This window comes from Streptomyces sp. NPDC050759, from assembly GCF_044456945.1.
Lineage (GTDB): Bacteria > Actinomycetota > Actinomycetes > Streptomycetales > Streptomycetaceae > Streptomyces.
The window spans coordinates 782,506-808,244 of sequence record NZ_JBITGI010000001.1 but is presented as its reverse complement, the minus strand read 5'-3'; the positions used below and the strand labels follow the sequence as shown (position 1 = coordinate 808,244).

General features: G+C 69.0%; 20 protein-coding genes and 3 tRNA genes. 14 read left to right on the top strand and 9 right to left on the bottom strand.

Annotated features, from left to right (window positions below; all coding sequences use genetic code 11):
• Window positions 1-189: 189 nt before the first annotated feature.
• Window positions 190-825, top strand: coding sequence for a CGNR zinc finger domain-containing protein (locus ACIBJB_RS03590; RefSeq protein WP_398926072.1), 636 nt, complete (start codon window positions 190-192; stop codon window positions 823-825).
• A 691-nt stretch (window positions 826-1,516) separates the two neighbouring features.
• Here ACIBJB_RS03590 and ACIBJB_RS03585 read toward each other — a convergent pair.
• The 3 genes from ACIBJB_RS03585 to ACIBJB_RS03575 form a co-directional block, all read right to left on the bottom strand.
• Window positions 1,517-1,855, bottom strand: a complete 339-nt coding sequence (locus ACIBJB_RS03585) for a hypothetical protein (RefSeq protein ID WP_398926070.1) — start codon at window positions 1,853-1,855, stop codon at window positions 1,517-1,519.
• 212 nt (window positions 1,856-2,067) lie between these two features.
• A complete protein-coding gene (locus tag ACIBJB_RS03580) occupies window positions 2,068-4,149 on the bottom strand; it encodes a molybdopterin oxidoreductase family protein (protein ID WP_398926068.1) in 2,082 nt (693 codons plus the stop codon).
• Between the two features lie 110 nt (window positions 4,150-4,259).
• The gene (locus ACIBJB_RS03575) at window positions 4,260-4,949 is read right to left on the bottom strand and encodes a vancomycin high temperature exclusion protein (protein WP_398926066.1); all 690 of its coding nucleotides are present in this window, start codon (window positions 4,947-4,949) and stop codon (window positions 4,260-4,262) included.
• 223 nt (window positions 4,950-5,172) lie between these two features.
• On the opposite strand from ACIBJB_RS03575, the gene ACIBJB_RS03570 reads away from it, so the two are divergent.
• The 5 genes from ACIBJB_RS03570 (at window position 5,173) to ACIBJB_RS03550 (ending at window position 12,130) form a co-directional block, all read left to right on the top strand.
• Entirely contained in the window at window positions 5,173-6,003 is an 831-nt protein-coding gene (locus tag ACIBJB_RS03570) for a sirohydrochlorin chelatase (protein WP_398926064.1), read from the top strand.
• A 56-nt stretch (window positions 6,004-6,059) separates the two neighbouring features.
• On the top strand, window positions 6,060-7,301 hold the full coding sequence (locus ACIBJB_RS03565) for a deoxyguanosinetriphosphate triphosphohydrolase (protein ID WP_398926062.1): 1,242 nt from the start codon (window positions 6,060-6,062) through the stop codon (window positions 7,299-7,301).
• A 188-nt stretch (window positions 7,302-7,489) separates the two neighbouring features.
• A complete protein-coding gene (locus ACIBJB_RS03560; protein WP_398926060.1) occupies window positions 7,490-8,755 on the top strand; it encodes an NAD(P)/FAD-dependent oxidoreductase in 1,266 nt (421 codons plus the stop codon).
• A 29-nt stretch (window positions 8,756-8,784) separates the two neighbouring features.
• Window positions 8,785-10,692: a DNA primase gene (gene dnaG / locus ACIBJB_RS03555; RefSeq protein ID WP_398926058.1), complete on the top strand. Its 1,908-nt coding sequence runs from the start codon at window positions 8,785-8,787 to the stop codon at window positions 10,690-10,692.
• A 148-nt stretch (window positions 10,693-10,840) separates the two neighbouring features.
• Complete coding sequence (locus tag ACIBJB_RS03550) at window positions 10,841-12,130, top strand: RNA polymerase sigma factor (protein WP_398926055.1); 1,290 nt, start codon at window positions 10,841-10,843, stop codon at window positions 12,128-12,130.
• Window positions 12,131-12,206: 76 nt separating this feature from the next.
• On the opposite strand, the gene ACIBJB_RS03545 is transcribed toward ACIBJB_RS03550, so the two are convergent.
• From ACIBJB_RS03545 to ACIBJB_RS03530, 4 genes are all read right to left on the bottom strand, one after another.
• Window positions 12,207-14,135: an ABC transporter ATP-binding protein gene (locus ACIBJB_RS03545; RefSeq protein WP_398926053.1), complete on the bottom strand. Its 1,929-nt coding sequence runs from the start codon at window positions 14,133-14,135 to the stop codon at window positions 12,207-12,209.
• Window positions 14,135-15,868 (bottom strand): ABC transporter ATP-binding protein, encoded by a 1,734-nt coding sequence (locus ACIBJB_RS03540; protein ID WP_398926051.1) that lies wholly within the window; start codon window positions 15,866-15,868, stop codon window positions 14,135-14,137. Before ACIBJB_RS03540 ends, ACIBJB_RS03545 begins: the two co-directional genes overlap by 1 nt.
• A 169-nt stretch (window positions 15,869-16,037) precedes the next feature.
• Complete coding sequence (locus tag ACIBJB_RS03535; RefSeq protein ID WP_387537810.1) at window positions 16,038-17,480, bottom strand: FGGY-family carbohydrate kinase; 1,443 nt, start codon at window positions 17,478-17,480, stop codon at window positions 16,038-16,040.
• 141 nt (window positions 17,481-17,621) lie between these two features.
• Window positions 17,622-17,927: a YtxH domain-containing protein gene (locus tag ACIBJB_RS03530; RefSeq protein ID WP_398926048.1), complete on the bottom strand. Its 306-nt coding sequence runs from the start codon at window positions 17,925-17,927 to the stop codon at window positions 17,622-17,624.
• 158 nt (window positions 17,928-18,085) lie between these two features.
• Here ACIBJB_RS03530 and ACIBJB_RS03525 point away from each other — a divergent pair.
• From ACIBJB_RS03525 to ACIBJB_RS03515, 3 genes are all read left to right on the top strand, one after another.
• Window positions 18,086-18,158 (top strand) — tRNA-Asn (locus tag ACIBJB_RS03525).
• Between the two features lie 6 nt (window positions 18,159-18,164).
• A tRNA-Asn gene (locus tag ACIBJB_RS03520) sits at window positions 18,165-18,237 on the top strand.
• A 168-nt stretch (window positions 18,238-18,405) separates the two neighbouring features.
• Window positions 18,406-18,479, top strand: a tRNA-Ile gene (locus ACIBJB_RS03515).
• Between the two features lie 126 nt (window positions 18,480-18,605).
• Here ACIBJB_RS03515 and ACIBJB_RS03510 read toward each other — a convergent pair.
• Window positions 18,606-20,513, bottom strand: coding sequence for a tyrosine-type recombinase/integrase (locus ACIBJB_RS03510; protein WP_398926046.1), 1,908 nt, complete (start codon window positions 20,511-20,513; stop codon window positions 18,606-18,608).
• Window positions 20,514-20,987: 474 nt separating this feature from the next.
• Between ACIBJB_RS03510 and ACIBJB_RS03505 the strand changes: the two genes are divergently transcribed.
• Window positions 20,988-22,016: a recombinase family protein gene (locus ACIBJB_RS03505; protein ID WP_398926045.1), complete on the top strand. Its 1,029-nt coding sequence runs from the start codon at window positions 20,988-20,990 to the stop codon at window positions 22,014-22,016.
• Here the strand turns inward: ACIBJB_RS03505 and ACIBJB_RS03500 are convergent.
• Complete coding sequence (locus ACIBJB_RS03500) at window positions 21,951-22,715, bottom strand: hypothetical protein (protein ID WP_398926043.1); 765 nt, start codon at window positions 22,713-22,715, stop codon at window positions 21,951-21,953. The two genes, ACIBJB_RS03505 and ACIBJB_RS03500, sit on opposite strands and share 66 nt — an antisense overlap.
• A gap of 870 nt (window positions 22,716-23,585) precedes the next feature.
• Between ACIBJB_RS03500 and ACIBJB_RS03495 the strand changes: the two genes are divergently transcribed.
• The 4 genes from ACIBJB_RS03495 (at window position 23,586) to ACIBJB_RS03480 (ending at window position 25,730) form a co-directional block, all read left to right on the top strand.
• Entirely contained in the window at window positions 23,586-23,756 is a 171-nt protein-coding gene (locus ACIBJB_RS03495) for a hypothetical protein (protein WP_398926041.1), read from the top strand.
• Between the two features lie 164 nt (window positions 23,757-23,920).
• Window positions 23,921-25,087: a ParB/RepB/Spo0J family partition protein gene (locus tag ACIBJB_RS03490; RefSeq protein ID WP_398926039.1), complete on the top strand. Its 1,167-nt coding sequence runs from the start codon at window positions 23,921-23,923 to the stop codon at window positions 25,085-25,087.
• 59 nt (window positions 25,088-25,146) lie between these two features.
• Window positions 25,147-25,482, top strand: a complete 336-nt coding sequence (locus tag ACIBJB_RS03485) for a hypothetical protein (protein ID WP_398926037.1) — start codon at window positions 25,147-25,149, stop codon at window positions 25,480-25,482.
• On the top strand, window positions 25,479-25,730 hold the full coding sequence (locus ACIBJB_RS03480; RefSeq protein ID WP_190197142.1) for a hypothetical protein: 252 nt from the start codon (window positions 25,479-25,481) through the stop codon (window positions 25,728-25,730). The genes ACIBJB_RS03485 and ACIBJB_RS03480 overlap by 4 nt, the downstream gene beginning before the upstream one ends.
• Window positions 25,731-25,739: the final 9 nt, after the last annotated feature.

Genomic DNA, 25,739 nt, shown 5'->3' with positions numbered 1-25,739 from the left:
TGCTTGCCGTACGCGGTGTCGGCGACGTACCTCGCGACACCTCTGTCCGGATCAGTGATCACAATCGATCCTCTCCATCGTCGTGACATAAGCGTATGGCTGACACTTCTGTCACCGCAAGGCCGGATGGTCTCTGTCTTCGCAAAGAGGGCGTCGGTGTGGCGCATGCAAAATGTGTACAGTTATGTCATGGAGAAGCGTGGGAAGGGCGATCCCGACATCGGCGCCGCGCATCCGGGCAGCGACGGCAACGGCCGCTTCGGCGTCGCGGTGGCGCCCGGTGAGCTGCGGATCGTTCAGGACCTGCTGAACACCGCGTCCATCCGGAGCGCCGGTGGCGATGTTCCGGACCTCCTGGACGCGCCGGATACCGCGGCGCGGTGGCTGGATGCCTACGGGATCGCGGGCGACAGCCCAGGCCTGAGCGATCTCCGGGCGCTGCGTGACGCCATACGGCGGTCGTTGGTCGAGCGCGACCAGGGCCCGGATCGCGACGACGGCGCCAGTCCGGCAGCCGTCGAATCAGTCGTCCGCGTTCGACTCGAAGCAGACGGGATGGTGAGACTCGTGCCGGGCTCGGTGGGCGTTCCCGCGCTCGGCCAACGGGTACTTCTGGCGATCTACGATGCCCAACTCGCTGGAACGTGGCGCCGCTTGAAGTTGTGCCGTAATCCGCTGTGCGCGGTGGCCTTCTGGGACAGCTCCCGCAACACCAGCGGTGTGTGGCACGACGTGCGCACCTGCGGCAACGTCGCCAACCTGCGGAAATCACGTGCGCGGCGCGCGCGACCGGGCCCCAACCCTCCGACAGGTCGCCCGGACTAATAAGTACGCCTCAGGCGGGATCCTGTTCGCGCTGAACACCGGCAACCATCCAGCCCGGTCGACCGCACACGACCGGGCAGCAAGTGGCACGTTTGCCTGCCGGGTTTCACCATGCCCACCATCGCCATCGTAGGAGCCGGCCCCGGCATGGGCCTGTCCATCGCCAAGGTCTTCAGAGCCCGCGGCTTCGACATCGCGCCATCAATTGCACCACCCGCAGCACCAAGGCACCTGTGATCGACGCGGCCACACCGACACTCGGCTCGCTGCCCGGCGGGACGAGGGTCTCATCTGCTACTCCTGCCACCGCGTCGACCCGGACGTCGTCGAAGAATGTGTCGCCTGCGGCCAATCGGCATGCCGGTCACCCGCCGCCCGGACAACTCGCCACTTGGCGCGTCCTGTTGGACAGGACCCCAGTACACCCGCGTGGGCTGCGGCACCTTCGGTCCAGCCAAGTCGACCGGCCTTGATGGGCCGCTCTGCGCGGGCGAGGCAGAAGACGGCGAGGAAGCGGTACGGCTGACGGAGGAACTCGCCCCCGACCTCGTCGTGATGGACCTCCGGATGCCCGGCATCGAGGCCATCCGGCTGATCATGATGGGCACCGGCTCCACACGCGTCGTCGTCATCACGACCTTCGACGACGCCTACGTCAGTTCCAGCTGCCCGCGAACCAGGTGGGAAGCCGTTACGGCGTCGTCAGGTCCAGTGGCGCAAACGTGTGCTGCTCCCAGAGCCGGCGAGATGCCTCCTCGGGGTAGGTGGCCACCGTGGGTTCGGTGCCGAGGAGCTGGACGAGGTGTCGTTCGGTGTCGTAGGTGGGCCAGCCGGGGTCTCCGGTGGTGGCGAAAGCGGTCCAGGCGGCGCGGAAGCGGGCCGAGAGCGCCTCGGTCTCGGGTGAGGACGTGGGGCCGATCAGCTCGGAGCCGAGGCCGCCGTACATACCGAAGGTCAAGGGCACGTCCAGGCCGTGGCAGGCGCCCAGGGCACCGCCGTTCGCCGGCGCGGACCAGGTGGGTTCGTACACGGGCGTGCGGCCACCGCCCGCCGCGTGCGCCTGAGCAAATACCGACAGTCCACCAGTGGGTGTGCGTCCTGGCGTACCGGGCTCGGCGTCCGTCCTGGCACACTGGCTCGGCGTTCGCCCCGGCGCACCGGACCGGCGTACCACCGCGGCGCGCGCCCCGTGGCTCCCCCGCGGCTCGGCTTCGCTCGCGCGGGCCAGCAGCCGCCCAGCCCCTACGACTTGACCGCCTCCACCCGCACCGCGCATGCCTTGAACTCCGGCATCCGGGACGTCGGGTCCAGTGCCGGGTTGGTGAGGGTGTTGGCGCGGCCCTCGCCGTACCAGTGGAAGGGCATGAAGACGGTGTCCGGGCGGATGCCGAGGGTGATGCGGGCCGGTGCCACGGCCCGCCCGCGCCGCGAGACCACGGCGACCGGGTCGCCCTCGGCCGCCCCCAGCCGCTCCGCGAGCCGTGGGTGCAGCTCCACGAACGGTCCCGGCGCGGCGGCGTTCAGCTCGTCCACCCGGCGGGTCTGCGCCCCGGACTGGTACTGCGCCACGACCCGGCCGGTCGTCAGCAGCACCGGGTACTCCGCGTCGGGCTCCTCCGCGATCGCCCGGTGCGAGACGGGGACGAAGCGGGCCCGGCCGTCCGGGGTGGCGAAGCGGTCCAGGAAGAGGCGAGGGGTGCCGGGGTGCACCACCGTGTCCTCGGTGGGACATGGCCAGAACACGCCGTTCTCCTCCGCCAGCCGCCGGTAGGTGATCCCGGAGTAGTCGGCAGGGCCGCCCGCGCTCGCCCGGCGCAGCTCCTCGAAGACCTCCTCGGGGTCGGTCGGGAACCCCTTCTCCACCCCGAGGCGGTCGGCGAGTTCGTGCATGACCTCCAGGTCGCTGCGGATGCCGTCCGGCGGCGTGATCGCCTGCCGGCGCAGCAGCACCCGCCCTTCCAGGTTGGTCGTCGTGCCCGTCTCCTCGGCCCACTGCGTGACCGGCAGGACCACGTCCGCGAGGGCGGCCGTCTCCGAGAGGACCACGTCACACACGGCAAGGAAGTCCAGGGACTTGATGCGCTCCTCGATGTGCGCGGCGTGCGGCGCCGACACCACCGGGTTGGAGCCCATCAGCAGCAGCGACTTGATGTCCGTGCCGAGCGCGTCCAGCAACTCGTAGGCGCTGCGCCCCGGTCCGGGCAGCGCGTCGGGGTCCACGCCCCACACCTCGGCGACATGCGCCCGTGCCGCCGGATCGTCCAGCTTGCGGTAACCGGGCAACTGGTCGGCCTTCTGGCCGTGTTCGCGCCCGCCCTGTCCGTTGCCCTGCCCGGTCAGACAGCCGTAGCCGCTGAACGGCCGCCCTGCCCGCCCGGTCGCCAGGCACAGGTTGATCCACGCGCTCACCGTGTCGGTGCCCTTGGACTGCTGCTCGGGCCCGCGCGCGGTGAGCACCATCGCGGACTCGGGCTCGCAGAACATCCGTACGGTCTCCCGGAGCTGGGGCACCGGAACGCCGGTGATCCGCTCCACGTACTCCGGCCAGTGGGCCATCGCGGCGGCTCGCGCGTCCTCCCAGCCGGCCGTGCGCTCACGGACGTACTCCTCGTCGACCAGCCCCTCGGCGACGACGAGGTGCAGCAGACCGAGCGCCAGCGCGAGGTCCGTCCCCGGCCGGGGCATCAGATGCAGGTCGGCCTGTTCGGCGGTCTTGGTGCGGCGGGGATCGATGACGATCAACGTGCCGCCGTTCTCCCTCAGTTCCGTGAAGAACCGCAGGGACGGCGGCATGGTCTCGGCGAGGTTGGAGCCGACGAGGATCACACAGCCGGACTTCGGGATGTCCTCCAGGGGGAAGGGCAGCCCCCGGTCCAGGCCGAAGGCCTTCATGCCGCCGGCCGCGGCGGACGACATGCAGAAGCGCCCGTTGTAGTCGATCTGCGAGGTGCCGAGGACGACCCGCGCGAACTTGCCCAGCGTGTACGCCTTCTCGTTCGTCAGGCCGCCCCCGCCGAAGACCCCGCACGCGTCCGGGCCATGCTCCGTGCGCGTGCGGGACAGCCCCTCGGCGATCCGGTCCAGTGCCTCGTCCCAGGTGGCGGGCACGAGCGTGCCCCCGGAGCGCACCAACGGGGAGGTCAGGCGCACCCGGGACGACAGCACCGCGGGTGCCGTACGGCCCTTGCCGCACAGCGCCCCCCGGTTCACCGGGAAGTCCGCGCGCTCGCTCACCTCGACGGTCCCGTCCGGAGCGGGGGTCAGGTTCATGCCGCACTGCAGGGCGCAGTACGGGCAGTGCGTGGGCGTCACGGAGTTCTGCATGCCCTTCAGCGTGCTTCGGCCGTGTTACGCCGAGGACGGCTCCGTGTTACGCGGCCAAGACGGCGACCTCCCGATCGGCGCCCGGGAGCGGTGAGGAACGCCCTCGGAGTTCATCCGGCCTGCTCGGCGAGTGCTTTGCTCACGCCCGGTTCCTTCGGTCCGAGGAACCGGGGGTCCGGCTCGAACATCGCGTCCAGCGCCGCCTTGCCCGCCGCGAAGAGCTCCCGGGTGCCGCCGTAGTACCAGGTGGCGTCGTGCTTGGCGTCGACGCCGATGCCGTACGACGTGACACCCGCCGCCTGGCAGAGCGCGACCGCGCGGCGGATGTGGAACCCCTGGCTGATGAGCACCGCCTGGTGGACGCCGAAGATCTTCCTGGCGCGGACGCAGGAGTCCCAGGTGTCGAAACCGGCGTAGTCGCTGACGATGCGCGTGTCCGGGACGCCGTGCCGGGTCAGGTACGCGCGCATGGCGTCGGGCTCGTCATAGTCCTCACGGCTGTTGTCGCCGGTGACGAGGACGACCTCGATCCGGTTCTCCCGGTACAGCTTCGCCGCCGCGTCGAGCCGGTGGGCGAGATACGGCGACGGCTCGCCGTCCCACAGTCCGGCACCGAAGACGACGGCCACCTCGGTGCGCGGCACGTCGGCCGTCGTCCGCGGCCGGTCACCCGTCACGACGTACATCCAGGTGGACGGCAGCAGCGCGAGCACACACCCCGCCATCACGGCCTGCACGAGCCTGCGCCGCCCGGCACGCGTGCGTGGCAGACGCGGTCTGCGCACCCTCGGCAGTCGCATGGACGGTCCCTCCCCGGTCGGCCTTTCGCCAGGCCTTTCGACAACGAGAGACGTACCGTCAGGCCGATCGGTTCGCCCGCCGACGCGTGACCAGCCTCACTGCCCGACGAGAACGCGCAGGTCACGCCGCCTCACACCCCCGCGCCCCGCATGGTGAACCGTCGGAAAGCACGCGTTATTGCCGTGAAACGGGGTGGCAACCTCAAGCGGTCACCATCGTTCCATGAACCGGATCAGCAGCCAGCCCGGCCTCGTCTCCCTCGACGACAGGCGCCGCCCCGAGCAGCCCGCGCTCGTCCTGGTGGCCCACGGCAGCCGCGACCCGCGCACCCTGAACACGGTCCACAGGCTCCTGGACCAGGTCCGCGAGCAGCGCCCCGGCCTGCCGGTGCACCTGGGCCACATCGAGCTGAACGAACCCCTGCTGCCGGACACGCTGGCGTCCCTGGGCACGGCGGAGGCGGTCCTGGTCCCCCTCCTCCTGTCCCGCGGCTACCACGTCAAGCGCGACATCCCGGAGATGGCGGCGGCCTCCGCGGCACGCACCCGCGTGGCCGCTCCACTTGGCCCGCACCCGCTGCTCGTGGAGACCCTGCACGCTCGCCTGATCGAGGCAGGCTGGAGCACGGACGAGGAGACCCGCCGTACGAGCGCGGTGGTCCTCGCGGCGGCAGGCTCCCGCGACCCCGACTCGGCCGTGGACACCCGCCGCACCGCTCACCTTCTGTCGGACCGCCTGGGCGTCCCGGTGGTCCCCGCCTACGCCTCCGCGGCGACCCCGACGGTCGACACGGCGATCCGCGCACTGGCGGCGCGAGGGCGCGACAGGGTGGCGGTGGCGTCGTACTTCACGGCCCCGGGTCTGTTCGCCACGCAATGCGCACAGAAGGCCCCGTGGATCGCGTCGGCCCCCTTGGGTACGCACCCGGCGATGGCCGACCTGATCCTGCATCGCTACGACCAGGTGACCAACCTCAGGGGCGCGGGGCCGTGTCAGCTTGCGGCTCCGCCGCGGGGCGCGACCAGCCACGGACTGCCCGCACTCGCCGTATAACCGCCCCCCGGCAGACGTACAGGCGAATTGTCAGTCCCTGCCCGTACTGTCGACACATGCCGTACGACCTGCAGTCAACCGAACGCTGGGCCCCAGAACCCGACAAACGCCCCGGCCGCACCGCCTTCCAGCGCGACCGTGCCCGCATCCTCCACTCCGCCGCGCTCAGAAGGCTCGCCGGCAAGACACAGGTCGTCACACCGGGAACCCGCAGCAACGCCTGGGATGCCAGCCCCCGCACCCGGCTCACCCACTCCCTGGAGTGCGCCCAGGTCGGCCGTGAGCTCGGCGCGGCGCTCGGCTGTGACCCGGACCTGGTCGAGGCCGCCTGTCTGGCCCACGACCTCGGCCACCCCCCGTTCGGCCACAACGGCGAACAGGCGCTGAACGAGTTCGCGGACGACTGCGGCGGCTTCGAGGGCAACGCCCAGTCCCTGAGGCTCCTCACCCGCATCGAGCCCAAACGCTTCACCGACGAGGGATCGGTCGGACTGAACCTCACCCGAGCCACCCTCGACGCCGCCACCAAGTACCCCTGGCCCCGCGGAGCGCACGCGTCGCGGAAGTTCGGCGTCTACGAGGACGACCGCCCCGTCTTCGACTGGATCCGCAAGGACGCCCCGGGCACCCGCACCACCTTCGAGGCCCAGGTGATGGACTGGGCCGACGACGTGGCCTACTCGGTCCACGACGTCGAGGACGGCCTGCACGCGGGCCACATCGACCCCAACTACCTGCACGCCGAACCGGAACGCCGGGCCGTCTTCGAGGTGGCCCTCGGCCGGTACGTCCCCGCGGACACCGACCCGGCGGAGCTCGCGGAAGCCCTCGACCGCCTCCAGGACCAGCCATGGTGGCCGCACGGCTACGACGGCTCGGCCGTCGCGCAGGCCCGCCTCAAGGACGCCACCAGCCAGCTCATCGGCCGCTTCTGCCTGTCGGCCGAAGCCGCCACGCGCGAGCGGTACGGCACCGGGAGACTCACCAGATACGACGCCGAACTCGTCGTACCGCACGAGACCCGCCTGGAGTGCGCGGTCCTCAAGGCCGTCGCCGACCGGTACGTCATGCAGCGCGCCGAGCAGGAGCGGCTGCGGGCCGACCAGCGGATCGTCGTCGCCGAACTGGCCGAGGTGCTCACCGCCCGCGCCCCGGACGGCCTCGAGCCGCAGTTCCGCGCGCTGTTCGACGACGCGCCCGACGACCGCGCGCGCAAGCGGGTGATCGTCGACCAGATCGCGTCCCTCACGGACGCGTCCGCCCGTTCGCTTCACGCCCGTCTCACGGGTCACCTGTGATGCTTGCGGGACACAAGTTGTGTGGAGGGGACGGGAGTGACGTGATTCAAGACCGAATGTGACCCTCCGTGGCCTGATCGGGCCACTCCCTCTTCCCCCCTCACACTCCGTGCGGGACGCTCCCATGTGGCGGCACGCGCTGTGTTTACTGGGGGGACACCCCCCAGACCCCCCGTAGGAGGCATCAAGTGGTCGACGCGGATCAGACATTTGTCATCGTCGGAGGAGGTCTCGCCGGCGCGAAGGCGGCCGAGACGCTCCGCACGGAGGGCTTCACCGGCCGCGTGATACTGATCTGCGACGAACGCGACCACCCCTACGAGCGCCCGCCGCTCTCCAAGGGCTACCTCCTCGGCAAGGAGGAGCGCGACAGCGTCTTCGTCCACGAACCCGCCTGGTACGCGCAGAACGACATCGAGCTGCACCTCGGCGAGACCGTGGACGCCATCGACCGTACGGCGAAGACGATCCGCTTCGGCGAGGACGGCACCGTCGTCCGCTACGACAAGCTGCTGCTGGCGACGGGCGCGGAGCCGCGTCGGCTGGACATCCCGGGGACCGACCTCGCGGGCGTCCATCACCTGCGCCGCCTCGCCCACGCCGAGCGTCTCAAGGGCGTCCTGGCCACCCTGGGCAGGGACAACGGCCACCTCGTGATCGCCGGCGCCGGCTGGATCGGCCTGGAGGTCGCGGCTGCGGCCCGGGAGTACGGCGCCGAGGTCACCGTCGTCGAGCCCCTGTCGACTCCCTTGTACTCGGTCCTCGGCCCCGAGCTCGGCAACCTCTTCGCCGAGCTGCACCGCGAGCGCGGTGTCCGCTTCCACTTCGGGGCCAGACTGACGGAGATCGTCGGGCAGGACGGCATGGTCCTCGCGGCCCGTACCGACGACGGCGAGGAGCATCCCGCGCACGACGTCCTCGCGGCGGTCGGCGCGGCCCCGCGCGTGGCGCTCGCGGAGGCGGCCGGGCTCGAACTGGCGGACCGGGCACACGGCGGCGGTGTCGCCGTGGACGAACAACTGCGCACGTCCGACCCGGACATCTACGCGGCGGGCGACGTGGCCTCCTTCCACCACGCGCTCTTCGGCAACCGGCTGCGCGTCGAACACTGGGCCAACGCGCTCAACGGCGGCCCGGCGGCGGCGCGAGCGATGCTGGGCCGCCAGGTGACGTACGACCGGGTGCCCTACTTCTTCTCCGACCAGTACGACCTGGGAATGGAGTACAGCGGCTGGGCGCCCCCCGGCTCGTACGACGAAGTGGTGATCCGGGGAGACGCCGGGAAGCGTGAGTTCATCGCCTTCTGGGTGCAGCAGGGCCGTGTGCTGGCCGGGATGAACGTCAACGTGTGGGACGTCACAGAGCCGATTCAGGGACTGATCCGATCCAGGGCTCAGGTGGACACGGAGGCGCTGGCGGACCCGCACGTTCCACTCGTCAGCCTCGTCCCGTAGGTGTCAGTACCTCCCCGTAGACTTCACGCGTGGCAGGACGGATCAACGACGAGGACGTGAAGGCGGTACGGGACGCGGTCCCGATCGACGCCGTGGTGTCCGAGTACCTCCAGCTGCGCAACGCGGGCGGTGGCAACCTCAAGGGCCTGTGCCCCTTCCATGACGAGAAGTCGCCGTCCTTCCAGGTCAGTCCGAGCAAGGGCCTCTTCCACTGCTTCGGCTGCCAGGAGGGCGGCGACACCATCACGTTCGTGATGAAGGTCGACCACCTCTCCTTCTCCGAGGCGGTCGAGCGCCTGGCGGGCCAGGCCGGCATCACCCTGCGGTACGAGGAGGGCGGCTACAACCCCTCCCACCAGCGCGGCGAGCGCATCCGCCTGGTCGAGGCCCACAAGATCGCCGCCGACTGGTACATGGAGCAGCTGGCCACCAGCCCGGAGGCCGACACCGGCCGCCAGTTCCTCGCCGAGCGCGGCTTCGACCAGGCCGCGGCCGCGCACTTCTCCGTCGGCTACAGCCCCCAGGGCTGGGACCACCTCACCCGCTTCCTGCGCGGCAAGGGCTTCACCGACAAGGAGCTCCTGCTCTCCGGTCTCTCCCAGGAGGGCCGCCGCGGCCCCATCGACCGCTTCCGCGGCCGGCTGATGTGGCCCATCCGCGACATCGGCGGAGACGTCGTCGGGTTCGGCGCCCGCAAGCTCTACGAGGCGGACAACGGCCCGAAGTACCTCAACACGCCCGACACGGCGATCTACCGGAAATCCCAGGTGCTCTACGGCATCGACCTCGCGAAGAAGGACATCGCCAAGGCATCCCGCGCGGTCGTCGTCGAGGGCTACACCGACGTCATGGCCTGCCACCTCGCCGGCGTGACGACCGCGATCGCGACCTGCGGCACGGCCTTCGGCGGCGACCACATCAAGATCCTGCGCCGACTGCTGATGGACAACGGCTCGGCCCGTGTGATCTTCACCTTCGACGGCGACGCGGCCGGCCAGAAGGCGGCCCTGCGCGCCTTCGAGGACGACCAGAAGTTCGCCGCCGAGACCTACATCGCGATCGCCCCCGACGGCATGGACCCCTGCGAGCTGCGCCTCGCCAAGGGCGACGAGGCGGTCGCCGACCTGGCCGAACCCCGCACCCCGCTCTTCGAGTTCGCACTGCGCCAGATCGTCGTCCGCTACGACCTCGACACCCCCGCCGGCCGCGCCGCGGCCCTGGACGAGGCCGCCCCGATTGTGGCCCGCATCAAGAACAGCGGCGCCCAGCACGAGGTCGCCGTCCAGCTCGCCGGCATGCTCGGCATCCTCGACACCCAGTTCGTGGTCAAGCGGGTGGCCCAGCTGGCCCGTTGGTCCCGGGACCGCGGCGGCAGGGGCCCGGCCCCGTCGGGACGCGGCCCGCAGCAGCCGTCGTACGACGGAGCCCACCGCCCCGCCGTCTCCGGCCCCGCCCTCACCCTGCGCAACCCCGTCTACGCCACCGAGCGCGAGCTGCTCAAGCTCGCCCTCCAGCGCCCCGAGCTGGTCTCCCCGGCCTTCGACGCCTACGGCATCGACGAGTTCACCGCCCCGCCCTACGCCGCCGTACGCCAGGCCATCATGGACGCGGGCGGCGTGGAGTACGGCGTCCAGGACTCCCAGGACTACCTCGTCCGGGTCCGTGAGGCCGCCCCCGACGACGCGGTCCGCGCCATGGTCACGGAGCTGGCCGTCGAGGCGATCATGCGCAAGACGGTCGACGAGAACTACGCGGGCGACCAGCTCGTCACCGTCCGCCGCCGCGCCGTCGACCGACGCATCCAGGAGATCCAGGGCACCCTGATCCGCCTCGGCTCCGGCGGCGACCCGGCCCACCTGGCCGCCGTACAGAACGAGGTGTGGGTCCTCCAGCAGTACGGCCAGGCACTGCGGGAGCAGGGCGTGGCCGCTCTCTAGCCCGGTTCCCGTACGCCTTTCAAGTGGTTTCACGGCCTTTGGCCTGCGTACTCGTCAGGCAAAGTAACCAGGCGGTCACGGACCGGACTCAAAAAGTCCTCGCACGCCCCTCGTGGCGGCGATGTGTCGTACTCCACACTGGGTTCCGGTGCCTGAGTCCTCGGAGCGCGGCCGATCCGTCCCCAGCGGGTCCCAGACCCCCGCGGTTCCGCTCATCGCGTACGGGACGGACAGCGGCGAGGCCGCCGACTCCGCCCCCGAAGTACCGCTGCCGCACTCCTTGGCAGCGATCATCCTGGAGGTCGCCCCCGTGCAGACCCAGACCCTGACACAGACCGAGAACAGTACGGACGACACGACAGAACCGGACGCCGAGACCGACGTACTCGTCGCGGTGCCCCCGCAGAGCCGTGTCGCGCACCACCCCGAGGCGGAGCCGGACACGCCGGCCGCGGAAGCCCTCGAGCACGTGGAGACCGAGCCGGTCGAACCGCCCGAGCCGCCCCGCGGCCGCGTCGACACCGCCGGCCCGTCCTCGGACCTGTTCCGCCAGTACCTGCGGGAGATCGGCCGTATCCCGCTGCTCACCGCGGCCGAGGAGGTCGACCTCGCCCGCCGCGTCGAGGCCGGCCTGTTCGCCGAGGAGAAACTGAGCAACGCCCCTGATCTCGACAGCCAGTTGGCCCTCGACCTGGACCGCCTGGTCGTGCTGGGCCGCATGGCCAAGCGCCGCCTCATCGAGGCGAACCTGCGTCTCGTCGTCTCCGTCGCGAAACGGTACGTCGGCCGCGGCCTGACCATGCTCGACCTGGTGCAGGAAGGCAACCTGGGCCTGATCCGGGCGGTCGAGAAGTTCGACTACGCCCGCGGCTACAAGTTCTCCACCTACGCCACCTGGTGGATCCGCCAGGCCATGTCCCGAGCCCTCGCCGACCAGGCCCGGACGATCCGGGTCCCGGTCCACGTCGTCGAGTTGATCAACCGGGTCGTCCGCGTCCAACGCCGCATGCTCCAGGAACGCGGCTACGAACCGACCCCGGAAGAGGTCGCGGCCCACCTCGACCTCGCCCCGGAACGCGTCAGCGAGGTCCTGCGCCTGGCCCAGGAACCGGTGTCGTTGCACGCGCCGGTGGGCGAAGAGGACGACGTGGCCCTCGGCGACCTCATCGAGGACGGCGACGCCGCCTCACCGGTCGAGTCGGCGGCGTTCCTGCTGCTCCGGCAGCACCTGGAGGCCGTGCTGTCGACCCTGGGCGAGCGTGAGCGCAAGGTCGTGCAACTCCGGTACGGGCTTGCCGACGGCCGTCCGCGCACGCTGGAGGAGATCGGCCGGATCTTCGGGGTGACCCGGGAGCGGATACGGCAGATCGAGTCGAAGACGCTCAACAAGCTGCGGGACCACGCTTTTGCGGATCAGCTGAGGGGCTATCTGGATTGACGCCGGGTGCGGGTGTGTGGGGGCTGGTCGCGCGGTTCCCCGCGCCACTGAAGGTCGGACCAGCCCCCTCGCTCCATCAGTCGACCTCCGCCACCGCCTGCGCGAACTGTGCCTTGTACAGGCGCGCGTACGCCCCGTCGGCCTCCAACAGGTCCGTGTGCGTGCCCTGTTCGACGATCGAGCCGTTCTCCATCACCAGGATCGTGTCCGCGTCCCGGATCGTCGACAGGCGGTGGGCGATGACGAACGACGTGCGGCCGTGCGCCAGTTTGGCCATCGCCTTCTGGATCAGGACCTCCGTGCGGGTGTCCACCGAGGACGTCGCCTCGTCCAGCACCAGGATCACCGGGTCCGACAGGAAGGCCCGGGCGATGGTGATGAGCTGCTTCTCACCCGCGCTCACCCCGCTGCCCTCGTCGTCGATGACGGTGTCGTAGCCGTCGGGGAGGGTCCGGATGAACCGGTCCGCGTGGGCCGCCCGGGCCGCCTCCTCGATCTCGCCCCGGGTGACCTCGCGCGAGGCGCCGTACGCGATGTTCTCCGCGATCGTGCCGCCGAACAGCCAGGTGTCCTGGAGGACCATGCCGATTGCGGCGCGCAGGTCGTCCCGGGACATCGTCGCGATGTCCACGCCGTCGAGGGTGATCCGGCCGCCCGAGACGTCGTAGAACCGCATGAGCAGGTTGACCAGGGTGGTCTTTCCGGCTCCCGTGGGGCCGACGATCGCGACCGTGTGCCCGGGTTCGACCTTCAGCGAGAGGTCCTCGATGAGGGGCTTCTCGGGGTCGTAGCGGAAGGAGACATGCTCCAGGGCGACCCGCCCGCGCAGTTCCTCGGGCTTCGCGCTCGACACCGGGTCCGCCTCCTGCTCCTCCGCGTCCAGGAGTTCGAAGATCCGCTCGGCCGAGGCGACACCCGACTGCACGAGGTTCGCCATCGACGCGACCTGCGTGAGCGGCATCGAGAACTGCCGGGAGTACTGGATGAAGGCCTGCACATCACCGATGGACAGCGAGCCGGACGCGACCCGCAGCCCACCCACGACCGCCACCAGCACGTAGTTGATGTTCGAGACGAACATCATCAGCGGCTGCATGACCCCGCTGTTGAACTGCGCCTTGAACCCGGCCTCGTACAGCGCGTCGTTCTGCTCGGCGAACTGCGCGGCGGACTCGTCCTGGCGGCCGAACACCTTCACCAGGTTGTGCCCGGTGTACATCTCCTCGATGTGGGCGTTGAGCTTGCCCGTGGTGCGCCACTGCTGCACGAAGTGCGGCTGCGAGCGCTTGCCCACGCGCGTGGCGACGACGAACGACAGCGGCACGGTGACCAGCGCGACCAGGGCCAGCAGCCAGGACACCCAGAACATCATCGCGAGCACACCGATGATGGTGAGCAGCGAGTTGATGAGCTGGCCCATCGACTGCTGGAGGGTCTGCCCGATGTTGTCGATGTCGTTCGTGGCCCGGGACAGGACCTCGCCGCGCTGGCGCTTGTCGAAGTACGACAGCGGCAGTCGCGACAGCTTCGTCTGCACGTCCTCGCGCATCCGGAACATCGTGCGGTTGACGGTCCGGTTGACCAGCCGCGTCGCCACCGCCATCAGCAGCCCCGCGACGAGGAACACCCCGACGGCGAACAGCAGCACATGTCCTACGGCGGTGAAGTCGATGCCCTCGCCGGGCGTGAAGTCGGTGCTGCGGAGCATGTCGGCGACCTGACCGTCGCCGCGTGCCCGCATCTGCGCGAGAACCTCTTCCTTGCTCGCGCCGGCGGGCATCTGCCGTCCGATGATGCCCGCGAAGACCAGGTCGGTGGCCTCGCCGAGGATCTTCGGCCCGACCACGTTGAGGCCGACGCTCAGCACGACGCAGAACAGCATCGCGTAGAGGGTCAGCCGCTCCGGCTTGAACTGGGCGAGCAGCCGCCTGCCGGACACCTTGAAGTCGATCGACCGGGTCTCGGGACCGCCGCCCGCCATCATGCGCCCCATGGGCCCGGCCATCAGGCAGCCTCCGCTTCCGTGAGCTGGGAGAGCACGATCTCCCGGTAGGTCTCGTTGTCCGCCATCAGCTCGCGGTGGGTGCCGGTGCCGACGACCCGGCCCTCGTCGAGGACGACGATCCGGTCGGCGTCCCGGATGGTGGCCACCCGCTGCGCGACGATCACGACGGTCGCCTCCGAGGTCTCCTCGGCGAGCGCCGCGCGAAGGGCCGCGTCGGTCGCGTAGTCGAGGGCGGAGAAGGAGTCGTCGAAGAGGTAGATCTCCGGCCGCTGCACGAGCGTGCGCGCGATGGCGAGCCGCTGCCGCTGACCACCGGAGACGTTGGTGCCGCCCTGCGCGATGGGGGAGTCGAGGCCGTTCTCCAGCCCCTCGACGAAGCCCTTGGCCTGCGCCACTTCCAGCGCGTGCCACAGCTCCTCGTCCGTGGCGTCCGGATTGCCGTAGCGAAGGTTCGTGGCGACCGTGCCCGCGAAGAGATACGGCTTCTGCGGCACGAGCCCGACGGTCCTGGCCAGCAGCTTCGGATCTATGGTCGACACCTCGGTGCCGTCGACGAGCACCTCGCCGTCGGTCGTGTCGAACAGCCGGGGGACGAGCCCGAGCAGCGTGGACTTGCCGCTGCCGGTCGAGCCGATCACGGCGGTCACCTCGCCGGGCCGGGCCACCAGGTCGATCGCCTTGAGCACCGGCTCCTCGGCGCCCGGGTAGCGGAAGCCCGCACCCCGGATCTCCAGATGCCCGTGCCGCCGCAGCTCGCGGACGGGGGCCAGGGGAGGCACCACGCTGGAGGAGGTGTCGAGGACCTCCTGGACGCGCTCGGCGCACACCTCCGCGCGCGGCACCATCATGAACATGAAGGTGGCCATCATCACGGACATGACGATCTGCATCAGATAGGCGAGGAACGCGGTCAGATCGCCGATCTGCATCCCGCCGCTGTCGATCCGGTGGGCACCGAACCACACCACCGCGATCGAGGACAGGTTCACCGTCGTCATCACCACGGGGAACATCAGCGCGAGCAGGTTGCCGGTCTTGAGGGACATCTCCGTCAGGTCGCTGTTCGCCTTCCGGAAACGGTCCTCCTCGTACGCGTCGCGCACGAACGCCCGGATGACCCGGTTGCCGGTGATCTGCTCGCGCAGCACCCGGTTCACCGTGTCGAGACGCACCTGCATGGACCGGAACAGCGGCCGCAGCCGCCGTACGATCAACGTCACGCAGATGCCCAGCGTCGGCACCACGGCCACCAGCACCCCGGACAGCGGCACGTCCAGGCCGAGCGCCAGCACGATGCCGCCCACGCACATGATGGGCGCCGACACCAGCAGGGTGAACGTCATCAGGGCCAGCATCTGGACCTGCTGCACGTCATTGGTCGTACGGGTGATCAGCGTGGGCGCACCGAACTGGCCGACCTCGCGCGCCGAGAACGACTGCACCCGGTCGAAGACCGCCGCCCGCAGGTCCCGGCCGAGCGCGGCGGCGGTCCGGGCGCCGTAGAACACGGCCCCGATGTTGCACACCACCTGCGCCAGCGAGATGCCGATCATCAGAGCGCCGAAGCTCAGGATGTAGCCGGTGTCTCCGTTCACGACGCCGTGGTCGATGATGTCCGCGTTGAGCGTGGGCAGGTAGAGGGTGGCGCAGGTCTGGAGGAACTGCAGCAGCACCAGGACGGTGATGGGTTTCTTGTAGGGCCTGAGATAGGTCCGCAGAAGTCGTATGAGCACGCTACGTCTCTCGGAGTCGGCGACGGGGCGGGTGGTTGCCCCTGGCCCCTATCGTCGGACACTCCACCCGTGTTACCTCAACCGATTAAGCCGACAGCAGTGCTTCGTACGGGCTGACCGGTCCTCGTGCGCCCGGACTCCTACCGGACTCTTACGTTCCGCGCCTTGCCTACCGGAACGCTCCCGGGTACGTCTGCTCCCGCACCGACACGTACTGCTGCCGCACCGCCTGCCCCACCGCCAGCTCCTCGCCGGGCTCCAGGACCTGCGCGGCCGGGCCCTGCCACATCGGCGGGGTGCGCGGGTCGAGCGTGCCCTGCGAGACGCCGAGCGCCCAGGCCGCCTGCCGGGCGGCACCGATCGCCGCGTAGTCCGCCGGCTGCGGCACGACCACCTGCGCGCCGAACAGCGCGGGCGCGGCGGCCTGTACGGCGGACAGCTCGGCGGCGGCCCCCAGCAGGAAGACCCGCCGGACCTCGACCCCCCTGCCGCGCAGCACGTCGAGCGCGTCGGCGAGTCCGCACAGCATGCCCTCGAACGCGGCCCGCGCCAGGTGCTCCGGCTTCATCGACTCCCGCCGCAGCCCGCTCAGCGTCCCCGCGGTGTGCGGCAGGTTCGGCGTCCGCTCACCTTCCAGATAGGGCAGCAGTACGAGCCCATGGGCGCCCGGTGTCGACTTCATCGCCAGCTCGGACAGGCTCTCCAGGTCGTTCAGCCCGAGCATCTCGGCGGCCCCGCGCAGGGTCCGTACGGCGTTCAGGGTGGTGACGACGGGCAGGTGCATGCCGGTCGCGTCGGCCAGGGAGGTGATCATCCCGCTGTTGTCGACGAGGGCCTCGGGGTGCACAGCCATCACGGACCCGGAGGCGCCCAGCGACACCACGGCGTCGCCGAGCCCGATCCCGAGGCCGAAGGCGGCGGCCATGGTCTCGCCGGTCCCGGCGGAGATCAGCAGCCCCTCCGGGGTCGTACCGGCCGCGTCCGAGGGTCCGATGACCTCGGGGAGCATCGCCTGGTGGCCGAGGGCCAGCTCGACCAGGTCGGCGCGGTAGGCGCCGGTGGCCGCGGACCAGTAGCCGGTGCCGGAGGCGCCGCCGCGGTCGGTGGTCCTTCTGACCGGCCGGCCGAGGAGCTGCCACACCAGCCAGTCGTGCGCCTGGAGGAGCACAGCGGTGCGCAGGGCGGCGTCGGGCTCGGTCTTGTTCAGCCAGCGCAGCTTGGTGACCGGCTGCGCCGCCTGCGGCACACACCCCACCGCCTGGGCCCACGCCTCGCGCCCGCCCAGCGCGTCGACGAGATCGGCCGCGGCGACCTGCGCCCGCTTGTCGCCGCCGACCATGGCGGGACGGACCGTGTTGCCCTGGGCGTCGAGGGGCACGACGGCGTTCTGCTGCGACGACACGCCGATGGCCTGCACGCCCTCGAGGAGACCGCCGCCGGCGGCCTCACCGAGGGAGAGGAGCCACGCCTGGGGGTCGACGTCGGATGCGCGGCCGCCGCCTTCCACCGGGTGCGCGGCATACCCCTGTTTGAGCACGGCACCGGTGTCTGCGTCGCAGACGACGATGCGAGTGAAATCGGGTGAGCTGTCCAACCCGGCGACTATCCCCATGGCGCAAATTCTATGGGCGTAGCGTCGTGGCGGCGCGCACGGTTTCGCGGGCGCCGGCCCGCCGTGACCGGTCGTGCCCTGCGGCGGAGCCGCTGACCGGCACCGTCCCGCGCCTGCGGGTGGTGTGCGTCACTGTCGGCTTCACGTGCTGCTGGTGCCCCAGTCGTCCTCCGGCGCACCGTTCGCGTTGCGGTCCCGGAGCGAGCGCACCCGCTGGGTCACGGACTCCGGCACCCGGTCGCCGACCTTGTCGCTGACCGCGTGGTAGGCCTTGCCGGCGAACTGGCGGCCCTGCTGTGCCGCCGTCTCCGCGGTGTTGCGGACGGCCGGGTTCTGCGAAACCTGGCGGGCGGACTTCTTCAACTGTTCGTAGCGCTCGCGCCCGGCACGGGTGCCCAGCACGTATCCCAGAGTCAGTCCGACCACGAACGTGAGCTTGTAGCGCATGGCGGCCACCCTTCCCTTGTGTAGGTCTCCGGTGCGATGTCGGTGTCGGCGGAACCGATTGGCGGAGCACCCCCCTGCTTGCGCTAATGTATGTGTCGCAGCGAGCGCCCGCCCCCTGGCGAATACCCAGGGAGGTACGTTCGATGCAGACGAGGCAATCCTCCGTAGCTCAATTGGCAGAGCAGCCGGCTGTTAACCGGCAGGTTACTGGTTCGAGTCCAGTCGGGGGAGCTTCGATCTTCCGTAGCTCAATTGGCAGAGCAGCCGGCTGTTAACCGGCAGGTTACTGGTTCGAGTCCAGTCGGGAGAGCAGGAAGAAGGAGGACCCCGATGGGGTCCTTTTTCATGTCCGCCGCAACCGTGCAGGTCACGGCGTAGTCCTCAAGGGCATGCGAAGTCGCCCCTGCGAGGCAGGAGATCGTATGAGCGGCTATGCTGCGGCAGACGGCGCGCACGCATGTACGCGACACGCCGCTATGGGGCGGTAGCTCAGCCGGTTAGAGCAGCGGACTCATAATCCGTCGGCCGTGGGTTCGAGTCCCACCCGCCCCACTCTTCGCTATGCGAGGAGAAACCTTCTGACCAGGCACTTTCCTGGTCGGGGCGATGGTGTGAGGGTCCTGGCGACCCTGTGGTGATCATGATTTCATGATCGTCTGGACAAAGTCTGGACGCAGGTCACGCGGCGCGTGGACGAGCCCTCTTCTGCCTGTTGTTGCGGCCGACAGCCGAGGGGCGCGAGGTGTCCCACCCCGCTATGCTCGGCGTCTCCGTTCGGGCGAGCGTGAAGCGGAGAAGGGCGAACTCCTGGCGCTGCTCACCCTGGTACTGGTCATTGAAGTTCTCGATCCGGACCAGCTCTAGATCGTTGCTCGTGCAGTGATCGCGCATCCATTTCACGGCGGCATTGGCGGCGTCGTCCTGACCCCGGCCGGCGAGGGTCACCAGGCCGAGGAGATCGGAGTCGGGCCGGGTCTGGGCGCCTACAGACCAGTTCTCACCCGCCTGGCGCGCGCCGTGGGCGAAGAAGACGGCGAGGTCGCCCTGCCAGGCCGTCTCAGGGATCTCCAGCGGCGTGTGCACCTTGTAGGGGATTTCGCGGGGGACGACGGCGATGACCGACTCGGCCTCGGCCCGCATCATCTCGGGCAGGACGCTGGTGTAGGTGTCGGAGGTGATCTGGCGTGAGGAGTGCCCCAGCTTCTCCTGGACCACCTTGATGTCGTTCCCGGCGAGCAGGGAGAGCGTGGCCGCCAGGTGGCGTAGGTCGTGGAGGCGGACCGGCGGCAAGCCGGACAGCTCCACGAGGCGGGTGAAGCGCCGGGAAATCCAGTCAGGGTGCAGCGCCTCACCGTTCTCGTGGGTCCACACGCGACCGGTCTCGACGTAGGCAGCCCCCCACTCCTGGCGCTTCTGTTCCTGCTTCGCACGGAAGCTCACCAGGTTCTCGGCGGACTCCAGGCTCAGCGACACGGTGCGGACGCTCTCGGCCTTCGGCGCCTCGCCGTACAACTGGTAGGCGACTTCCACGATCTGCTGGGAGATCCGGAGCCAGAGGGCGTCAATGCTGACCTCTGTCCACGGCACTGCGGCCATCTCGCCGCGGCGGGGGCCGAGGAAGATGAACGAGTGCCACAGCTCGTAGAGCCAGTCGTCCTTGACGAAGTCGAGGAACTCCCCGGTTAGCTTGGGTGTCCAGACCATGACCGGGCCGGGCTTCTCCCCGGTGCGCTTCCAGTGCTCGACGCGCTCCGGCGTCCATACGATCGGCTTCGGCCGTGTGACCGACGGAAGCTCGACGAACTGCGCCCAGTTCCTGGCGAATGCCTGCTCTCGCTTGATCCCCCAGGAGAGTGCCGAGCTGAGGGTGTCGTTGATGCGGTGCATGGTCGCGGGGGAAGTGACCTTTCGCAGGCCCCGCTTGCCTTCACGTAAAGCCTTGTTGGCCTCCAGGAAGGCCTGGCGGTACGGACGGCGCTCCTCCCTCTTGGCGTAGCCAGCGGTCTTCACCCAGGCCCGGTGAGCCTCGTCCCGTGCCTCCTGGAGCTCTTTCACGCGGAGCCGGTGAAGGATCCGCTCTGCGTTCTCCTTCTCGATCGCGTCGTACATGAGATCGAGGTGGCGGACCTTGAGGTCGCGCCGCTTGATGTGCCCCAGGTGAGGGATCAGGTAGTTGTCGATGTGCTCCTGGTAGCCGTGGCGGGTGGTGCGGGCGAGGGACTTCTTCGCCTTGATCCAGCGGAGGAAGAAGTCCCCGCAGGTCTCGTCGGACAGAACGTCGGTGCCGGCGGTGGCGGCGTCGTACAGCTCCTTCGCCTTCCGCTGGGCATCCGTCTTTTTGGCGAACCCGCCACGTCGGACGCGCTGGCGCTCGCCGCCCTCGCCGGGCTCCAGCTCGAAATACAGGTGCCAGGTGCCATGGTCCTTCTCTTTGAGCTTCGGACAGCTCGCGCCGATCTTGCGCATCTTCGGCTTGCCCTTGGCGTCCGTCTCCGGTCTGCCGTCCTCGCCTATGACGGGCTCCCGGCAGGCGCAGCGCCGCGTGTAACTGGGGTCGAACACGAACATCCCCTTCGTGGACTTCACTTGTGGAGCTTCTGTGCCGGTCTATGTCGACCGATCTCCTATCTTGCCCCAACACTCCAGTGTTGGAGTATCCTTATCGAGTGTTGGCGCGGGGGAGATCGCGACAACGGGAATGACAACGAAGGACGCATCTGTAGCCAGGGAAGCCGGGGCCAGCTCGATGACCCGGGAGGAACTGCTCGCGCTGCCGCCGACAGTGAACGTCACGACGGCTGCGCGGGCGCTGGGGATCGGTACGCACAAGGCCTACAACTTGATCAGACAGGGGTCTTTCCCCGTGCAGACGCTCACTCTGGGAAGCACGGTGAGAGTCCCCACAGCTGCACTCTGGAGCGTGCTGGGGGTGACGCCGCCAGAGCAGCGATCTGCGTAGTCCTTGATCAACCGGTCTTCTCTGGTCATAGCCCATACCCGGGTGGTGTGGCCTAGGATCGGGCGGCTACAGGGGCGCACGAGACGAGAACGGACCACCGCATGCCACGGCTCTACGGTTTCGACGATCAGTCGCGTCAGCGGCTGCGTGATGACGAAGTGGACCCGCTGCGCCAGATGGTCAGCCGGGCGCTAGTCGACTCGTCTGTGTCCAACCAGGATGTTGCCGTATGGGCGAACGGGCAGGGCTACCGAGGCACACTCGGCGGGGAGTGGAAGGACGCCTCCGTCGGACGACTCTTCCGCAATCCAGCCATCGCAGGTCTGCGCTACGACGAGAACGGTGAACTCGTTGACGCTGGCCACCCCGGCGCCATCACCCGCGAAGAGTTCGAGGCCCTGTTGGCGCGCGAGCAGAGCCGGAGGACAGCCGACGCGGACGCGCCGCACGACTACCTGTTGAACGAAGGTGCCAGTACCTGTGGCAAGTGCACCCTCGCTCTTCAAGGCGCGCGCACCAATGCGGGGACCCCTGGATATCGCTGTCGCCCGAAGGACAAGGACGGGCGGGGCGGGTGCGGGGAAGTCCGTATCGACGCCGAGCTCTTGGAGAACCATGTCGGTGAGTACGTCGTGGCGGAGCTCCTGAAGCCCGGCGTCCGAGACCTGATCCTTCAAGCCCAAGCCGCTGTGCGAAAGATGGTCGAGGATCTCGACCAGGACATCAAGGACCTGGAGGCACGACGGGCTGACGCGGGGACGCTGTTCGGGCAGCGCCGGATCAGCAGGGACGCACTAGTGGCCGCCGACAAGGAGATCACTGGGAGCCTCAAGGAAGCGCGATCCCGGAAGAGGTACGCGGAGCAGATGGCGAACTTCTCTCTGGGAAGGGCGAAGGACCTCGTGAGGTGGTGGAACACAGCGCCTACCGCCTCGAAGAGGAGTATCGCCATGCTGCTGTTGGAAAAGGTCGAGGTGTTCCCGGCGAGCGCCCGCGGCGTCCGAACGGTGGAGCCGGGGCGCGTCGTCCTCCACTGGCGCGAGTTGGCCAATTTGTCAGGTGGATCAGACGATCGCCTTGCGGGAAGCGAGCCGCCTGCCGATCATCGCCATGGTGAGGCCGGTGATTAGCGCGATCACGGCGAGTCCGGCCAGGAGAGGCGAGAGGATCTCTTCCTTCTCCAACGGCCAAGGGTGCCCGAGGTAGTGAGCCACCAGGTACGAGCCCTTGCTGGCGGCGTACCCGACTCCGAGGAGTGCCGACGCCGTTGACAGAGCCAGCCCGCGAGCCGACCAGGTGTGCCCGCGCCTGCGGGCGACGAGAGCCATCCCAGAGCACAGAAACGCGATCTCGCCGCAGGTGATCGCGACGTACCCCAGGTAGACCATCAGGTAAACGGTGACGCCCGGGATGCTGGCGTACTCGGTCGTGAACTCGACACCCTCTTCAGTGGTGTAGACGAACAGCGGCAGCATTGCTGTGAGGACGCACGCCGCGAACGCGACGCGCGCGTACAGGCTTGCCTTCAGCACGTCCTGGTTGTACGACCAGTCCACGAGCATGAGTTGAAGGCTGCCGCACCACAGCACTGCGCAGATGTGAGCGCCGATCTTCGCCGCGTTGTTCATGCCGGTCATAGACTCGACCAGGCCTTCAATTGCGGGCACGGCCAGGAGCACGCCTACCGTGCAGACGCCGAAGGCCGTGGCCCGGGCGAATCGAGCGATGCGGTACTCGGTTTGGTCCCGATGGCGCCAGGCTTCGCGCGCGGAGAGCACGGTGCCCGCTATGCCGAAGAGCGCGCACAGTCCGAAGACGATGCCGTCCATTTGGTTCAGTTTCCTTCCAGATCAGAGACCGCGCGCTCTGCTGCTTCGGTGAAGCTGAGGCGCCTCCGCCGGCCTGGCCGCGGTGGTTCAGCGACAGGGGGGAGCGGCTCGGGCACCTCTGGGACAGCGAGATCGCTGCGCCCGTGCCGCAGACGGATCTCACGTGCGGCCTCCAGTAGTTCAGCGGCGCCGGCTTCACCCAGGTCATGGATGAGCCGTAGCGCCTCGCGAGCGTCTTTGTGTTCCTCGTAGACCGACAGGGAGGTCAGACCGTTGTAACCCGGGAGTAGGTAAGCTACCGGACCTCCGAACGCCCTTGCGAGTCCGACCAGTTGGGAGCTCTTCGGATCGGACTTCACCCCGTTCAGGAGATCGTTGACGACCTGGTGGGTCATCACCGGTTTGCCCCCTGGTGTTGCCGCCGTTGCAGCGGCAAGCGCACGCGTGCTGGGGGTCTTCCCCTCGGTCCCGCGTTTCCTGCGGAGCAGTAGGGCGAGTTTGCTGGAGAGAGGGGTGTCCGGGCCGAACGGCATGTGACGGCTACTCCTCGGTGGTGTGCGGGCCCGGTTGGGCGGAACATGGCAGGTCAAGACGCACACAAAGTATCCGTGTATGGGGCTCCTGTGTCTCGTGGCCCGCTCAATGTCTAGGTTAGTTGACAATGGGTAACGCGCTGGGCAAGATCGGTAGCCGAAGTAGAAAGTGCACTCAGTGCCGGGTTGCCGCCCCCTCTTCTACCTCCCAGGCTGCGAGATCGTGTCCGGCACCCTTCAGGTCAGCTGATGTGTGCCGCCAACTTGACTGTGTGGGGATCTAAGTGGGATGCCGCTCGTTATGGGGGCTGAACACCGCAATACGGGGAGGGTACGGGTGGGGATCGAACTGGACCGGGTACTGGCCCGCTTGGAAGAGTCGGGCGGCGTGGAGAACGTCACCCTGGACGAGGAGGCTGGGCTCCTTGCGCTCGGGGCGCTGGCGATCGTCGACCCGAAGCGGGTCGGCTGTGGCAGGCAGTGCCCGGACGAGGTCGTCGCGGGCTGAGCTGGGCGAGTAATCGAACGCGGATCCCTCGCTGGGGTCCGCTTTCGCGCGTCTGACCTGCAAAAACTTCTCGATAAATGTGGACCCACCCTCTGAATGCATATAGAATAGAACCACAAGGAAGGGGGAAGGAAGAAGCCCCCACCGACCTCCTGGAGTCTGAAATGTCGCACAAGTTCGCCACCCTGAAGATGCGTCAGATCCGCCGCAACGAGAACCAGCCCCGCGAGACCTTCGACGAGGAGGCGCTGAAGGAGCTGGCCGACTCGATCAAGCAGCACGGTCTCCTCCAGCCGATCGTCGTCCGAAAGGTGGCGGAGGGGGGCTACGAGCTGGTCGCCGGTGAGCGCCGCTTCCGCGCCAACGAGATGGCCGACAACATCACCATCGAGGCGAAAATCCTCCTGCCCGACGGCGACGACGCCGAGATCAGCGACATGGACTCCTTCAAGAAGGCGATGGCCGAGAACCTCAACCGCGAGGACATGCTGCCGCTCGAGGAGGCCCGCGGCTTCAAGAAGGTCCTGGACCAGGAGGAAGGAGCCACGCCCGAGAGCGTCGCGAAGACGTTCTCCAAGTCGGTCCAGTACGTCAACTTCCGCCTGGCCCTGCTCAACCTGCGCCCGGAGATCCAGACCGCCGTCGACATGGGCCACATCGGCACGCAGGCGGCCGTCCAGATCGCCGCGCTCTCCCCCGGCAACCAGAAGGCGGTCTTCGAGGACTGGAAGAAGGGCGACAAGACGGACAACCAGCTGGTCCACATCGCCTACGCCATGCGCAAGCAGGAGAAGGCGGCCAAGCAGGACTCCATGGTCGACGTAGAGGAGATGACGGACGAGGAGAAGGCCGAGCGGAGCCGCACGCAGGCCAAGACCAAGAGTGACCTGGACGCGATCGAGCGGATGTGCATCCTGCTGGAGGACATCGGCAAGGCCGACCCCATGGACCTGGCCAACAGTCTGGAAGGCGAGGTCGGCAAGCGGCTTGAGCAGATGGACCGGGTCGCTGCCCTCGTCCAGAAGGCCCGCTTCCAGCTCCGCCAGGCCAAGGCGCACGCCGACGCCAAGGAGATCATGGTCAACCCCGCCGCTGTGGCGCCCGACCTGGCTGCCGAGGCCGACGCCTTGCTCACCCACTTGGAGCCGAACGCGGGCGACGCCGCGCCGGAGGCGCAGTCCGAGTCCACTCCGGAGGCTGACGAGTCCGCTGTGGAGCCGGAGGTGCGGGCCGAACCCGCTCCCGCGGCCGAGGCGGAGCCCGAGAGCCCGGCCGAGCCGGAGGAGGGCGACTCCGAGACGGTGACCGAGCCGATCGCCGTCGCGGCCTGACCTGTCCGTCAGGGGGCGGCCCACCGGGGCCGCCCCCCTCTCTATGGAGCCTTAGTTCGATGAACCCGATCCCGAGCATGCGCAACATAAACCGCAACCTGTTCGACGTGCCGGCCTCGGCCAACGCCCTGGAGGAGTACGACTCCACCGTGGCCGAACTCGTTCGCCAGGCTGCCAATCACCTGTTCACGGCACGCCGTGACGACGATCAGGCGGCCCTGGACGAGGCGTACAACCTGACCCTCCTCGCCGCCGCCGACCTCATGAAGGGTGCCGGTAGCTCGGTGTACGTACGCACCCACATCATGATCACGGCCCGCTTGGTGGAGCTCGAAGCGGCGCTGCTTGCCGCTGGAACCAAGACCGCGGGGGAGCGAGGAGGGCGGACGGCATGAAGCGCCCCGCCCACATCAACGGCTTGAAGACCTGGCCCGACGACGGCACGCTGCCGCCCTCCGTCTGTCGCCTCTGTGACACCGACCTGGCCGATGCCTACAACCGGCTCGCCTCCGCGATCTGTGTTGTCTGCGGCTATTGGGTCTGCGAGCTGTGCGATGGCGGTACCGACCCGAACACGGGCGATGCCGTCTGCGACGACCACAAGGGCCATCCGCTCGCCGCCACCTGCACTCAGTACTCGTGATCAGGAGAC